13 protein-coding genes are annotated in these 12,815 nt (G+C 68.7%); 11 read left to right on the top strand and 2 right to left on the bottom strand.

Annotated elements, in window-relative coordinates:
- Positions 1 to 204 precede the first annotated feature (204 nt).
- Positions 205 to 1,524 (bottom strand): aminotransferase class I/II-fold pyridoxal phosphate-dependent enzyme, encoded by a 1,320-nt coding sequence (locus tag BM287_RS08605; protein ID WP_090037868.1) that lies wholly within the window; start codon positions 1,522 to 1,524, stop codon positions 205 to 207.
- 114 nt (positions 1,525 to 1,638) lie between these two features.
- Between BM287_RS08605 and pdxS the strand changes: the two genes are divergently transcribed.
- The 11 genes from pdxS to BM287_RS08550 all read left to right on the top strand — a co-directional run bounded on the left by pdxS (position 1,639) and on the right by BM287_RS08550 (position 12,214).
- Positions 1,639 to 2,541 carry a pyridoxal 5'-phosphate synthase lyase subunit PdxS gene (gene pdxS / locus BM287_RS08600; RefSeq protein ID WP_090038308.1) on the top strand — a complete coding sequence of 301 codons (903 nt, stop codon included), beginning with the start codon at positions 1,639 to 1,641 and terminating at the stop codon, positions 2,539 to 2,541.
- Positions 2,542 to 2,544: 3 nt separating this feature from the next.
- Entirely contained in the window at positions 2,545 to 3,156 is a 612-nt protein-coding gene (gene pdxT / locus BM287_RS08595) for a pyridoxal 5'-phosphate synthase glutaminase subunit PdxT (RefSeq protein ID WP_139230637.1), read from the top strand.
- Between the two features lie 48 nt (positions 3,157 to 3,204).
- Positions 3,205 to 3,969: a YebC/PmpR family DNA-binding transcriptional regulator gene (locus tag BM287_RS08590; protein WP_090037875.1), complete on the top strand. Its 765-nt coding sequence runs from the start codon at positions 3,205 to 3,207 to the stop codon at positions 3,967 to 3,969.
- A 28-nt stretch (positions 3,970 to 3,997) separates the two neighbouring features.
- Positions 3,998 to 4,588 carry a crossover junction endodeoxyribonuclease RuvC gene (gene ruvC / locus BM287_RS08585; protein WP_211772963.1) on the top strand — a complete coding sequence of 197 codons (591 nt, stop codon included), beginning with the start codon at positions 3,998 to 4,000 and terminating at the stop codon, positions 4,586 to 4,588.
- The gene (gene ruvA / locus BM287_RS08580; protein ID WP_090037882.1) at positions 4,585 to 5,199 is read left to right on the top strand and encodes a Holliday junction branch migration protein RuvA; all 615 of its coding nucleotides are present in this window, start codon (positions 4,585 to 4,587) and stop codon (positions 5,197 to 5,199) included. The genes ruvC and ruvA overlap by 4 nt, the downstream gene beginning before the upstream one ends.
- The gene (gene ruvB / locus BM287_RS08575; protein WP_090037885.1) at positions 5,196 to 6,233 is read left to right on the top strand and encodes a Holliday junction branch migration DNA helicase RuvB; all 1,038 of its coding nucleotides are present in this window, start codon (positions 5,196 to 5,198) and stop codon (positions 6,231 to 6,233) included. The genes ruvA and ruvB overlap by 4 nt, the downstream gene beginning before the upstream one ends.
- A gap of 57 nt (positions 6,234 to 6,290) precedes the next feature.
- Positions 6,291 to 6,710, top strand: coding sequence for a preprotein translocase subunit YajC (yajC, locus tag BM287_RS08570; RefSeq protein ID WP_090037889.1), 420 nt, complete (start codon positions 6,291 to 6,293; stop codon positions 6,708 to 6,710).
- A gap of 62 nt (positions 6,711 to 6,772) precedes the next feature.
- Entirely contained in the window at positions 6,773 to 8,503 is a 1,731-nt protein-coding gene (secD, locus tag BM287_RS08565; protein WP_090037894.1) for a protein translocase subunit SecD, read from the top strand.
- Positions 8,503 to 9,522: a protein translocase subunit SecF gene (gene secF, locus BM287_RS08560; protein WP_090037898.1), complete on the top strand. Its 1,020-nt coding sequence runs from the start codon at positions 8,503 to 8,505 to the stop codon at positions 9,520 to 9,522. Before secD ends, secF begins: the two co-directional genes overlap by 1 nt.
- A 6-nt stretch (positions 9,523 to 9,528) precedes the next feature.
- Complete coding sequence (locus tag BM287_RS08555; RefSeq protein WP_090037901.1) at positions 9,529 to 9,897, top strand: rhodanese-like domain-containing protein; 369 nt, start codon at positions 9,529 to 9,531, stop codon at positions 9,895 to 9,897.
- Positions 9,898 to 9,967: 70 nt separating this feature from the next.
- Positions 9,968 to 12,214 (top strand): RelA/SpoT family protein, encoded by a 2,247-nt coding sequence (locus tag BM287_RS08550; protein ID WP_090037904.1) that lies wholly within the window; start codon positions 9,968 to 9,970, stop codon positions 12,212 to 12,214.
- Here the strand turns inward: BM287_RS08550 and BM287_RS08545 are convergent.
- Positions 12,193 to 12,810 (bottom strand): type IV toxin-antitoxin system AbiEi family antitoxin, encoded by a 618-nt coding sequence (locus BM287_RS08545; RefSeq protein WP_090037908.1) that lies wholly within the window; start codon positions 12,808 to 12,810, stop codon positions 12,193 to 12,195. The two genes, BM287_RS08550 and BM287_RS08545, sit on opposite strands and share 22 nt — an antisense overlap.
- Between the last annotated feature and the right edge of the window lie 5 nt (positions 12,811 to 12,815).

Genomic DNA, 12,815 nt, shown 5'->3' with positions numbered 1-12,815 from the left:
GGTTGGGGGCGACATTCGTGACGAATGTGCGCTTGGGCGGGGTTGGGGGTGACATTCGTGACGAATGTGCGCTTGCGCGGGGTTGAGGGGGACATTCGTGACGAATGTGCACGTGGGCGGGGTTGGGGGCGACATTCGTGACGAATCGTCGCTTGGGCGGGGTTGGGGGCGACATTCGTGACGAATGTGCACGGGATGCGCGCCTCAGGTCCCGGGCGCGCTCGCGTCGCTCAGGTCGTCGACGAGGCGGCCGGCCTCCTCGTCGCTCAGATCGTGCACGGTGAGCCGCAGGTGATGGGACCGCGCGGGCTGCTCGCCCAGCAGGAACTCGTCGCCGGTGCGCGCCAGCCAGCCGCGCCGCATCAGGCGATCGGCGACGATCCGCGCCTCCACGGGCAGCTCGAGCCAGAGGTTGAGCCCGTCGCCGGCTTCGGCGGGGAGTCCGCGGTCGGCCAGCCGTGTGGCGAAGGCGGCGTTCCGCGAGGCGTAGTGCCGCCCGGCGTCGGCGATGGTCCGCAGCGCCGTCTTGTCCGTCAGCTGGGCGAGCACGAGCCGCTGCAGGATGTGGCTGACCCACGTGGTCCCTGGGCTGAGGCGGAAGGAGAGACGCTCGGCCGTCTCCGGGTCCGTCGCTGCGACCGCGAGGCACATGTCCGGCCCGAGGAACTTGGACACCGAGCGCACCAGGGCGAAACGGAGGTGCCCCGGCCCGATCAGCGACTCGTAGGGGCGCTGGGACAGCATCGAGAAGTGGTCGTCCTCGATGACGAGCACGTAGGGGTGGCCGGCGAGCAGCCCGCGCAACTCGGCGGCGCGGCCGGGGGAGAGGGTCGCGCCCGTCGGGTTCTGCGCTCTCGGCGTGCAGATGATCGCGCGGACTCCGGCCTCCAGCGCTGCGCGGAGGCCGGAGACGGTCATCCCTTCCGCATCGACCGGCACCGGGACGGCCCGGTAGCCGCCGAGCCGGACGGTGTGGATGCTGGAGAGGAAGCACGGATCCTCGAGCGCAACGGCGTCGTCCCGCAAGAGCGCCTGGGCGAGCAGCCGCTCGACAGCATCCACTGCGCCGTTCGTGATGGTGATCCGCACGGGCTGATCGGGCAGGTCGTCGCGCACCCAGTCCCGTGCACGCTCCTCGAGGGCCGGGTCGACGACGGGCTCGCCGTAGAGCACCGGACGGCCGATCGCGCCGGCCAGCGCAGCGGACGGGTCGGGGATGCGGCGGGGATCGGGGTTGCCCGTCCCGATGTCGCGCAGCACGCTGCCGGCCGCATAGCCCTCCTGGGCGACGGCTTCGAGCCCGGCGATCACGGTCCCGGCACGCCCGCGGGCGGTGACGACGCCGGCCTGAGCCAGCAGGCGGTAGGCGGCCACGGCGGTGTTCCGGTTGACCCGCAGCAGCTCCGCCAGCTCGCGCACCGGGGGAAGGGCGTCGCCGCGGCGCAGTGCCCCGCGCTCGTGCAGCGCGCGCACGCTGGCGGCGATCTCCGACGCCGTCGTACCCGTTATGCCGTGCTCGTCCATGTCGCTCCCCGGGGAGGCTCAGGCGAGCCTCCGTTGGCGAGTCTAGCGACGCGCGCGGGGATGCTATCGTTCGGCATAGGCCAAAAGAATCTTTGTGTGCACGAGAGGGCGATGATGACAGACAACGAACAGGGCACCTTCACGGGATCGAGCCGTGTGAAGCGCGGCCTCGCCGAGATGCTGAAAGGCGGCGTCATCATGGACGTCGTCACCCCCCAGCAGGCCCGCATCGCCGAGGATGCCGGGGCCGTCGCGGTGATGGCGCTCGAGCGCGTGCCCGCCGACATCCGCTCGCAGGGCGGCGTCGCTCGCATGAGCGACCCGGACCTGATCGAGGCGATCATCAGCGAGGTGTCCATCCCGGTCATGGCGAAGGCGCGCATCGGCCACTTCGTGGAGGCCCAGGTGCTGCAGGCGCTCGACGTCGACTACATCGACGAGTCCGAGGTGCTCTCGCCCGCCGACTACGTCAACCACATCGACAAGTGGCGGTTCACCGTTCCGTTCGTGTGCGGCGCCACCAACCTGGGCGAGGCGCTCCGTCGCATCAACGAGGGCGCGGCGATGATCCGCTCCAAGGGCGAGGCGGGCACCGGCGACGTCTCCGAGGCGACCAAGCACATCCGCAAGATCACTTCTGAGATCAACGCCCTGACGTCGATGACCAAGGACGAGCTGTACGTCGCGGCCAAGGAGCTGCAGGCGCCCTACGAACTGGTGCGCGAGATCGCCGAGACCGGCAAGCTGCCGGTCGTGCTGTTCACCGCAGGCGGCGTGGCCACCCCGGCGGACGCCGCGATGATGATGCAGCTCGGCGCGGACGGCGTGTTCGTCGGCTCCGGCATCTTCAAGTCCGGCAACCCGGAGCAGCGCGCGGCGGCGATCGTCAAGGCGACCACCTTCTACGACGACCCCACGGTCATCGCCGAGGTCTCCCGTGGCCTCGGGGAGGCTATGGTCGGCATCAACGTCACCGACCTGCCTGCGCCCCACCGCCTCGCCGAGCGTGGCTGGTAAGTGCTGACCGAGGAGCGTAGCCCGAAGGTCGGCGTCCTCGCCCTGCAGGGCGACTTCCGCGAGCACATCGCGGTCCTGCGGGGCCTGGGCGCCGACGCCGTGCCCGTGCGGCGGCCGGAGGAGCTGGAGGAGATCGGCGGCCTGGTCATCCCCGGCGGCGAGTCGAGCGTGATGGACAAGCTGTCCCGCGCCTTCGGGCTCGCCGAGCCGCTGCGCGACGCGATCGCCGGGGGACTCCCGGTGTACGGGACGTGCGCCGGGCTGATCATGCTGGCCGATCGCATCCTCGACGGCATCGCGGGTCAGCAGACCCTCGGCGGACTGGATGTCGCGGTGCGGCGCAACGCCTTCGGCTCGCAGGTGGACTCCTTCGAGACCGACCTCGACATTCCGGCGCTGGGGGACGCGCCGCTGCACGCGGTCTTCATCCGCGCACCCATCGTGGAGAGCGTCGGCGAGAAGGCGACGGCACTGGCGCGGGTGGACGACGGACGCGTGGTCGCCGTGGAGCAGGGCAACCTCCTCGGGACCTCGTTCCATCCCGAGATCACCGGGGACACGCGCTTCCACGAGTACTTTCTGCAGAGGGTCCGGGACGTCGCTCGCGTACAATAGACGAGTTTTCAGACGCGAGTTTTTCAGACGTAAGGCGAGGGAGCACCAGTGTCAGGGCATTCCAAGTGGGCAACGACCAAGCACAAGAAGGCCGTCATCGACGCCCGCCGAGCCAAGTCCTTCGCCAAGCTGATCAAGAACATCGAGGTCGCGGCGAAGACGGGCGGCGCCGACATGTCCGGCAACCCGACCCTCGTGGATGCGGTCCAGAAGGCCAAGAAGACCTCGGTCCCCAACGACAACATCGACCGTGCCATCAAGCGCGGCGCCGGTCTCACCGGCGAGTCGATCGACTACATCACGATCATGTACGAGGGCTACGGCCCGGGCGGCGTCGCCCTGCTGATCGAGTGCCTCACCGAGAACCGGAACCGCGCCGCCGCCGAGGTCCGCACGGCGATGACGCGCAACGGCGGCACGATGGCCGACCCGGGCAGCGTCGCATACAACTTCCACCGCAAGGGTGTCATCGTCGTCCCGCACGCCGACGGTGTGGATGAGGACAGCGTCCTCGCCGCCGTGCTCGAAGCGGGCGCCGAGGAGGTCACCGACCGCGGCGAGAGCTTCGAGGTGGTGACCGAGGCATCCGATCTGGTCGGAGCGCGGACCGCCCTCCAGGAGGCCGGCATCGACTACGACTCGGCGGACGCGGAGTTCGTCGCGACGGTCAACGTCGAGGCCGACGCCGAGGTCGCTCGCAAGGTCTTCCGCCTCATCGACGCCCTCGAGGACTCGGACGACGTGCAGAACGTCTACACGAACCTCGACATCAGCCCCGAGGTGCAGGCGCAGCTCGACGATGACGACGAGTAGTGCCGACGCGTAGGCCGAGCCGATGACGATCCGGGTGCTCGGCATCGACCCGGGTCTCACGCGCTGCGGCGTCGGGATCGTCGACGTGCGTCCCGACCGCAAGGCGACGCTCGTGGCTGTGACGGTCATCCGCACCCCGCCGGCGATGCCGCTGGAGGAGCGGCTCCTGGCGGTGGGCAACGGCATCGAACAGCTCCTCGATGAGCACCGCCCCGCCGTGGTGGCGATCGAGCGCGTGTTCGCCCAGCACAACCTCCGCACCGTGATGGGCACCGCCCAGGTCAGCGGCGTTGCGCTCCATTCAGCGGCGAAGCGCGGACTGCCGGTCGCCCTTCACACGCCCAGCGAGGTCAAGGCGGCGATCACGGGATACGGATCCGCCGACAAGAGACAGGTGCAGGCCATGGTGGCTCGCATCCTCGGGCTCGCCGAGGTGCCGAAGCCGGCGGATGCGGCGGATGCGCTCGCGATCGCGATCTGCCATGCCTGGCGCGGCGGCCCGGTCGCACCGGACGCCGGGGGAGGCACGGACACGGCGCTCACCCCCGCGCAACAGGCGTGGCGCGCCGCGGAGCGCTCCGGCCGGACGTCGGCGGCTCCCCGTAGGCTGGCACGGTGATCTCCTCCCTCCGCGGCACCGTGCTCTCTGCGAGCGGCGGCACCGCCGTCATCGAGGTGGGCGGCGTCGGCTTCGCCGTGCAGCTGACGCCCGATCACGTCCTCTCGCTCCGGGTCGGAGAGGAGGCGTTCCTCCACACCTCGCTGATCGTGCGTGAGGATGCGCTGCAGCTCTTCGGGTTCGCCGACCGGGAGCAGCTGGAGGTGTTCGAGCTGCTCAACGGCGTCTCGGGCGTCGGGCCGAAATCCGCGATCGGCGTGCTGTCCGTGCTCTCGCCGGACGAGATCGCCGAGGCCGTCTCGGCGGACGACGATGCTCCCTTCCGCAAGGTGTCCGGAATCGGACCGAAGACCGCGAAGCTGATCGTCCTCTCGCTGACCGGCAAGATCGCGGTGATCCGCCGTCCTGCACGTGCGACGAAGGCCGCCGCTGCGCCCTCGTCCGTTTCCGACAGCGTGCTCGTCGCGCTGATGGGACTGGGCTGGCCCGAGAAGGTGGCGGCCGAGGCGGTCACCGAGGTCGTCGCCGACACCGACGAGGCGCAGCGCGACAGCGTCCAGACGCTCCTCCGGCTCACCCTCGGCCGGCTCGGACCGGCGGCGCGACGATGACCGACGACCTGACGGCGCCCGAGCTCGAATCGGAGTCGGAACTCGCGTTCGAAGGCGCGCTGCGCCCACGCAGCCTCGCGGAGTTCGTCGGCCAGGCGAAAGTCCGCGGGCAGTTGCAGCTGCTCCTCACGGCGGCACGGATGCAGGAACGGACGCCCGACCACATCCTCCTCGCCGGCCCTCCCGGCCTCGGGAAGACGACCTTGGCGATGATCGTGGCGCACGAGAGCGGCCGTCCGCTGCGGCTCTCCAGCGGCCCCGCCATCCAGCACGCCGGCGATCTGGCCGCGCTGCTGTCCTCGCTTACCCCCGGCGAAGTGCTCTTCATCGACGAGATCCACCGCATGGCGCGCTCGGCGGAGGAGATGCTGTACCTCGCGATGGAGGACTTCCGCATCGACATCATGGTCGGCAAGGGCGCGGGCGCCACGTCCATCCCGCTCGACCTCGCGCCGTTCACGCTGGTCGGCGCGACGACCCGCTCCGGCCTCCTGCCGAACCCGCTGCGCGACCGGTTCGGGTTCACGGCCCACCTGGAGTTCTACGACGAGGCGGAGCTCGCTCAAGTGCTCTCGCGGGCCGCGACGATGCTGGAGTTCGAGGTCGACCGGGAGGCGCTGGCCGAGATCGCCGGGCGCTGCCGGGGGACGCCGCGCATCGCGAACCGGCTGCTGCGCCGGGTGCGGGACTACGCGCTCGTGCACGGCGGACGTGCGGATGTGGCTGCCGTGCGCGCCGCGCTCGAGCTCTACGATGTCGACCCGCTGGGCCTCGACCGTCTCGACCGGGCCGTGCTGCACATCCTGCTGGAGCGGTTCGAGGGCGGTCCCGTCGGACTCAACACGCTCGCCGTGTCCGTCGGTGAGGAGGCGGAGACGATCGAATCGGTCGTCGAGCCGTTCCTGGTGCGGATCGGGCTGCTGTCACGCACGCCGCGTGGCCGCGTCGCGACGGCCGCCGCCTGGCGTCACCTCGGGATGCCCAGCCCGCGGGGGGAATCCTCACAGGCTCCGACCTTGATCGATGACATATAATCCAAGCTGGCCGTTCGGCCAACCCCCTTGCCCCCCATTGAAAGGCTCGGCAACTTAATGGATCCGTTGACCATCCTCATGGTCGTCATTCTGGCGGCCCTGGTCTTCTTCATGTGGCGGAACAGCCGTAAGCGGCGCCACGATCAGGAGGAGACGCGCTCGAAGATGGTGCCCGGAGCCGAGGTCATGACCAACTTCGGTCTGTACGGCACGCTCGTCTCGGTGAACGAGGACGACAACACGGCCGTCATCGAGACGAGCCCTGGCCACGTCGTGAAGGTGCACCGCCAGGTGCTCGCTCGCGTGGTCGAGCCGACCCCCGCCGAGCCCGTCGCCGACGACGATGCCGAAGCCCCCGGGATCGAGCTGAACGAGGATCACGCGATCAGCGCCGAGGCCACAGACGCGACCCAGCCGGAGTACGGCGAGCGGCTCGATGACACGTCGAAGAAGCCCGGCTCGAAGAGCGACGACTAAAACATTCCCTGTGTTCCCGCGCCTCCGAGGCGCGGGAACGCTCGTAGAAAGCTGAGTTCCTGGTGGCAAAGTCGACCCCGGTCAAAAAAGCCTGGCGTTCGCTGAGTTGGCTCGGCGTCATCGTGGTAGTGCTCCTGGGCACCCTCACGGCCGGCGTCCTCCTCAGTAACGCCACCTGGCTGCCCAAACTCGCCCTCGACCTCGAGGGCGGCACGCAGATCATCCTCTCGCCGCAGGTGCAGAACGGTCAGTCGGTGCAGCAGGAGCAGCTGGACCAGGCCGTCTCGATCATCCGCCAGCGCATCGACGCGTCCGGCGTCTCCGAGGCGCAGATCTCCACCGAGGGCTCCCGCAACATCGTGGTGTCGCTGCCCGGCAAGCCGGATCAGGCGACGCTCGACCGGGTGAAGTCGAGCGCACGCCTCGACTTCCGCGCCGTGCTCGTCGCGGGCGGACCGACCAACGAGGTCGTCGGAGCGGACGGCAAGTCGACGCCTGCCCCGACGCCGGCGCCCGGACTCCAGTCCACGCCGTCGAGCAAGCCGACGAACGGCAGCGATCTCGCGTGGGTCACGCCGAAGCTGCAGGCGGAGTTCAACGCCTACGACTGCAAGGCGAACGCCAAGAAGGCCACCAGCGCCGCGCCCACGGATCAGCCGCTCATCACCTGTGACGACCAGAACACGGTCAAGTACCTGCTCGGCCCGGTCGAAGTCAAGGGTCAGGACATCTCGGACGCCAACGCGGGTCTCGTGCAGAGCTCGCAGGGCGTCACCACCGGCCAGTGGGCCGTCAACATCGTCTTCAACGGCGCGGGGACCAAGGCGTTCGCCGACGTGACCACGCGGCTCGTGGCCCTCAAGGACGCACAGAACCAGTTCGCGATCGTGCTCGACGGCAAGGTGATCTCGGCTCCGACGACGCAGGCGGCCATCACGGATGGCAAGCCGCAGATCACCGGAAACTTCACCGAGACCACGGCGAAGGCGCTCGCGGACCAGCTCAAGTTCGGCGCACTGCCGTTCAGCTTCAAGGTGCAGAGCCAGGACACGATCTCGGCGACGCTCGGAACCTCGCAGCTGCTCAGCGGTCTGATCGCCGGCCTGATCGGCCTCATCCTGGTCGCCATCTACACGTTCTTCCAGTACCGCCTGCTCGGTCTCGTCACGATCTTCTCCCTCGTCGTGGCCGGTGCGCTGTCGTGGCTCACGATCTCGCTGCTCTCGTGGCACTACGACTACCGGTTGTCCCTCGCCGGCGTCGCGGGCCTGATCGTCGCCATCGGCTTCACGGCGGACTCGTTCATCGTGTACTTCGAGCGCATCCGAGACGAGTTGCGCGACGGACGCGGTCTGGAGTCCGCCGTCGAGGCCGGCTGGGCGCGTGCACGCCGCACGATCTATGCGTCGAAGGCCACCAACCTCCTCGCGGCGGTCGTCCTGTACGTCCTCGCCGCCGCCAATGTCCGCGGCTTCGCGTTCACCCTGGGGCTGACCACGATCATCGACGTGATCGTCGTGCTGCTCTTCACCCACCCGACGCTGCAGCTGCTGGCACGGACCCGGTTCTTCAGCTCCGGGCACGCGATGTCCGGTCTCGACCCGCAGGCGCTCGGCGCCGTCTACCGTGGCGCGGCACGCTTCCGCGCGCCGACGGCGACGGTCGGCGTCGGCACCGCTGCACGCAGCAGCAAGGAGGCGGCTCGCCGCCAGACGATCGCCGAGCGCAAGGCGGCAGAGCTCGCCGGCGCGACGGCGTCCTCGGATCGCTCGACCGAGGGGAAGGACTCCTGATGGCCAGCCGTCTTGTGAAATTCGGTAACGACCTCTACACCGGGGCGCGCTCGATCGACTTCGTCGGCCGGCGGAAGATCTGGTACGCCATCGCTGCGGTGATGGTCGTGCTCTCGATCCTGGTCCCGGTGCTGAGGGGTGGATTCAACTTCTCGATCGAGTTCCGCGGCGGATCGCAGTTCCAGATCAGCGACGTGCAGAGCACGGACACGACGAAGGCGCAGGCCGCCGTCACGAGTGTGGTGCCGAATGCCGTCTCCCACGTGAGCGTCGTCGGTACGAACGCGGTGCGCGTCCAGACGGACCAGCTCTCCGAGACGCAGACGCACGATGTGTCGGATGCGCTGGCCAAGGCGTACGGCGTGAACTCGTCGGAGGTGTCTGCGACGTTCATCGGCCCATCCTGGGGCGCGGATGTGACGCAGCAGTCCATCCAGGGTCTCATCGTGTTCCTCCTGCTGGCGTTCATCGCCATGGCGCTGTACTTCCGTACGTGGAAGATGTCGGCTGCGGCGATCGTCTCGCTGTTCCACGACCTGATCATCACGGCGGGCGTCTACGCGCTCGTCGGATTCGAGGTCTCTCCGGCGACGATGATCGGCTTCCTGACCATCCTCGGCTACTCGCTGTACGACACCGTCGTGGTGTTCGACAAGATCCGCGAGAACACCAAGGAGGAGCTGGAGCTCACCCGGCGGACATTCCCCGAGGCCGTCAACCTGGCGGTGAATCAGACGCTCGTGCGCTCCATCAACACCGCGGTCGTCGCGGTGCTGCCGGTCGCGTCCATCCTCTTCATCGGCGCCTACGCTCTGGGCGCGGCCACGCTCCGCGACATCTCGCTCGCTCTCCTCATCGGCATCGTCGTCGGCACCTACTCGACCATCTTCCTCGCGGCGCCGATGTACTCGCAGTTCCGCGAGAAGGAGCCGGCCATCCGTAAGCACGACATCAAGGTGCTCTCCATCCGGCCGCGGGCCGCTGTGAAGAGCGACGTGGTCGTCGCCGCCTCGGAGTAGACACGCATGCCGGACACCTCCGCTCAGCCACGGTTCCTGCCGGAGGACGAGGTGTCCGTCTCGCGTGCCCGGGAGCTCGTCGACGCCGGCGAGGCGTGGCTGCTCGACGTGCGTGAGAATCACGAATGGGAGGCAGGCCACGCGCCTGCTGCCCACCACATCCCTCTCGGTGAGCTGGGTGCTCGTCAGCACGAGCTGCCGGAGGATCGGCAGCTGCTGGTGATCTGCCTCGTCGGAGGCCGCTCGCGGATGGTCGCCCAGGCCCTGATCGAGGCGGACTATCCTGCCGCCAACGTCGCGGGCGGGATGGCGGCCTGGCAGGCCGACGGGGGCCAGGTCGTCCGCGACGACGGTACGCCAGGAGCGATCGTCTAGGCCGACCGCGTCCACCGTGAAAGAACGGTGTGCGGGAGCGGCCATAATAGACGTCAGGAGGCGCGCGCGAATGGTTGACACAACGACATCGCAGACCGCTTCGTTGCGCCGCCTGGTGCCCCGGATCTTTTCGCGGGCGCAGCCCTCCGGCGCCGTCGATACACTGATACGCACGGTGCGGATGCACCACCCGAAAGCCGACCTGTCGCTCATCGAGCGCGCCTATTCCGTGGCGGAGCGGGCACACACCGGTCAGAAGCGCCGCTCGGGCGAGCCGTACATCACCCATCCGGTGGCCGTGGCGCAGATCATCGCAGACCTCGGCATCGGCGCGAAGACGATCGCCGCGGCACTGCTCCACGACACCGTCGAGGACACCGAGTACACGCTCGATGAGCTGCGCGACCAGTTCGGCGACGAGATCGCGATGCTGGTCGACGGCGTCACCAAGCTCGACAAGGTGAAGTACGGCGACAGCGCCCAGGCCGAGACCGTACGCAAGATGATCGTTGCGATGTCGAAGGACATCCGCGTGCTCATCATCAAGCTGGCGGACCGGCTCCACAACGCCCGTACGTGGGGCTTCGTGCCTGCCGCGTCCGCCACGCGGAAAGCCACCGAGACCCTCGAGATCTACGCGCCCCTCGCGCACCGGCTCGGTATCCAGGCGATCAAGTGGGAGCTCGAGGATCTGTCGTTCGCGGTGCTCTATCCGAAGCTGTACGCCGAGATCGAGAGTCTCGTCAAGCAGCGGACGCCGGAGCGCGAGCGCCTGGTGCAGCAGGTGATCGACGCCATCAACGAAGACCTGAAGTCTGCCAGGATCCGCGGCAAAGTCGTGGGCCGGCCGAAGCAGTACTACTCGATCTACCAGAAGATGGTGGTCCGCGGTCGCGAGTTCGACGACATCTACGACCTCGTCGGCATCCGGGTGCTGGTCAACACGGTGCGCGATTGCTACGCCGTGCTCGGGCAGATCCACGCGCGCTGGACGCCGATGCCCGGTCGCTTCAAGGACTACATCGCCACGCCGAAGTTCAATCTGTACCAGTCGTTGCACACGACGGTGATCGGACCGCAGGGCCGCCCGGTGGAGATCCAGATCCGCACCGAGGAGATGCACCAGCGGGCGGAGTTCGGTGTCGCCGCCCACTGGAAGTACAAGGAGCAGACCACCGGCAAGAGCGCCGGTGGCCCGGCGAAGGTCGACACCGACCTGGCGTGGCTCGCGCACATCTCCGATTGGCAGGCCGAGACCGCCGATCCCAGCGAGTTCCTCGACTCCCTCCGTTTCGAGATCGGCGCGAAGGAGACGTACGTCTTCACCCCGAAGGGCCGGGTGATCGGCCTGCCCGCCGGGGCGACTCCGGTCGACTTCGCCTACGCGGTGCACACGGAGGTCGGGCACCGGACGATGGGGGCGAAGGTCAACGGCCGGCTCGTCCCCTTGGAGAGCAGCCTCAACACGGGCGATGTCGTCGAGATCTTCACCTCCAAGAACCCCGACTCCGGACCCAGTCAGGACTGGCTGAACTTCGTCAAGAGCCCGCGGGCGCGCAACAAGATCCGCCAGTGGTTCACCAAGGAGCGCCGCGACGAGGCGATCGAACAGGGCAAGGATGCGATCGCGCGCGCGATGCGCAAGCAGAACCTGCCGCTGCAGAAGCTGATGACTCAGGATGCGCTCGTCGAGGTCGCGTCCTCGCTCAAGCATCCGGACGTGTCTGCGCTGTACGCGGCGGTCGGTGAGGGGCATATCTCCACCCAGTCCGTGATCGAGAAGATCGTGGCGTCGCTGCAGACGGAGGTGGAGTCCGACGGAGAGCTGGACATCCCGGTCAAGGGCCGGCGCCAGCTGCGCAACAGCGACTCCGGCATTCTGGTGCGGGGAGCGCCGGACATCCTCGTGAAGCTCGCGAAGTGCTGCACGCCGGTGCCGGGCGACCCGATCGTGGGCTTCATCACCCGGGGGCAGGGCGTCTCGGTGCACCAGTCGAACTGCCACAACGTGCAGTCGCTGCTGCAGGAGCCCGAGCGCATGATCGAGGTGGAGTGGGCGCCGAGCTCGAAGAGCATCTTCCTGGTGCAGATCCAGGTCGAAGCGCTCGATCGCTCCGGACTGCTGAGCGACGTCACGCGCGTGCTTTCCGAGCATCACGTCAACATCCTTTCCGCCACGGTCACCACCTCCAGCGACCGTCTGGCTCTCAGTCGCTTCGTCTTCGAGATGGGCGACACCACCCATTTGGACCGCGTCCTCAACGCCGTGCGCCGGATCGACGGCGTCTACGACGTCTACCGCGTCAGCGGCGGCTGACCGGATTCGGTCGGCTGAGCCGGTTCCGCCCTCCGAGCGGGCGCTTGGAGGGCGGCCTGCGCTACCGCAGGGAGTCTGCTGCGGGCGAGGACGCACCCCTTGCGCCGGCCGGTGCGCAGCCGGTCGTCCAGGTCGGCGGGTGCGACGCCGGCCAGGGCCAGCAGATGACGCACCTCCAGAGCCTGAGCGTCGCCGAACGGTCTCGCCTCGCTGAGGAGGTCGACAGCGGTGCGCAGCGGCGTCGTGACCCGCACTCTCGCGACGGCGACCAGCTCATCGGGAGGCACCGACCGGTGACGCGCGTCGAGGGCGGGGGAGAGCGCGCTTCCCCGGCGATGCGGCGGCACGCTCACCTGCGGGACGGGCGGGGGCGAGGAGCGTGTCCCGTGGATCCACGCCGCGGAGCCACGGTCTGCGACCGCCCAGGAGGGTGCTGAGCGCAAGAAGGCGTGCGCCCGGAGCTCCGGCCCGTCAGGAGCGTCGATCGGCGCGAAAGCATCACCGACACGGAACAGCTGCCCGTCGAGGCACAGCGCGAGCAGTTCTACCACCGGCAGGATGCCGGCATCGAGCAGAGGGGGCGAGAGTGAGGTCATGCCTC

The sequence above is a fragment of the Leifsonia sp. CL147 genome (genome assembly GCF_900114565.1).
Lineage (GTDB): Bacteria > Actinomycetota > Actinomycetes > Actinomycetales > Microbacteriaceae > Leifsonia.
This window is presented reverse-complemented; position numbering and strand designations above follow the sequence as displayed.

What these genes read in the sequence shown, in the direction of transcription:
- BM287_RS08605 (WP_090037868.1), bottom strand. Translation starts at nt 1,524, where the DNA reads ATGGACGAGCACGGCATAACGGGTACGACGGCGTCGGAGATCGCCGCC.
- pdxS (WP_090038308.1), top strand. Translation starts at nt 1,639, where the DNA reads ATGACAGACAACGAACAGGGCACCTTCACGGGATCGAGCCGTGTGAAG.
- ruvB (WP_090037885.1), top strand. Translation starts at nt 5,196, where the DNA reads ATGACCGACGACCTGACGGCGCCCGAGCTCGAATCGGAGTCGGAACTC.
- yajC (WP_090037889.1), top strand. Translation starts at nt 6,291, where the DNA reads ATGGATCCGTTGACCATCCTCATGGTCGTCATTCTGGCGGCCCTGGTC.
- secF (WP_090037898.1), top strand. Translation starts at nt 8,503, where the DNA reads ATGGCCAGCCGTCTTGTGAAATTCGGTAACGACCTCTACACCGGGGCG.
- BM287_RS08555 (WP_090037901.1), top strand. Translation starts at nt 9,529, where the DNA reads ATGCCGGACACCTCCGCTCAGCCACGGTTCCTGCCGGAGGACGAGGTG.
- BM287_RS08550 (WP_090037904.1), top strand. Translation starts at nt 9,968, where the DNA reads ATGGTTGACACAACGACATCGCAGACCGCTTCGTTGCGCCGCCTGGTG.
- BM287_RS08545 (WP_090037908.1), bottom strand. Translation starts at nt 12,810, where the DNA reads ATGACCTCACTCTCGCCCCCTCTGCTCGATGCCGGCATCCTGCCGGTG.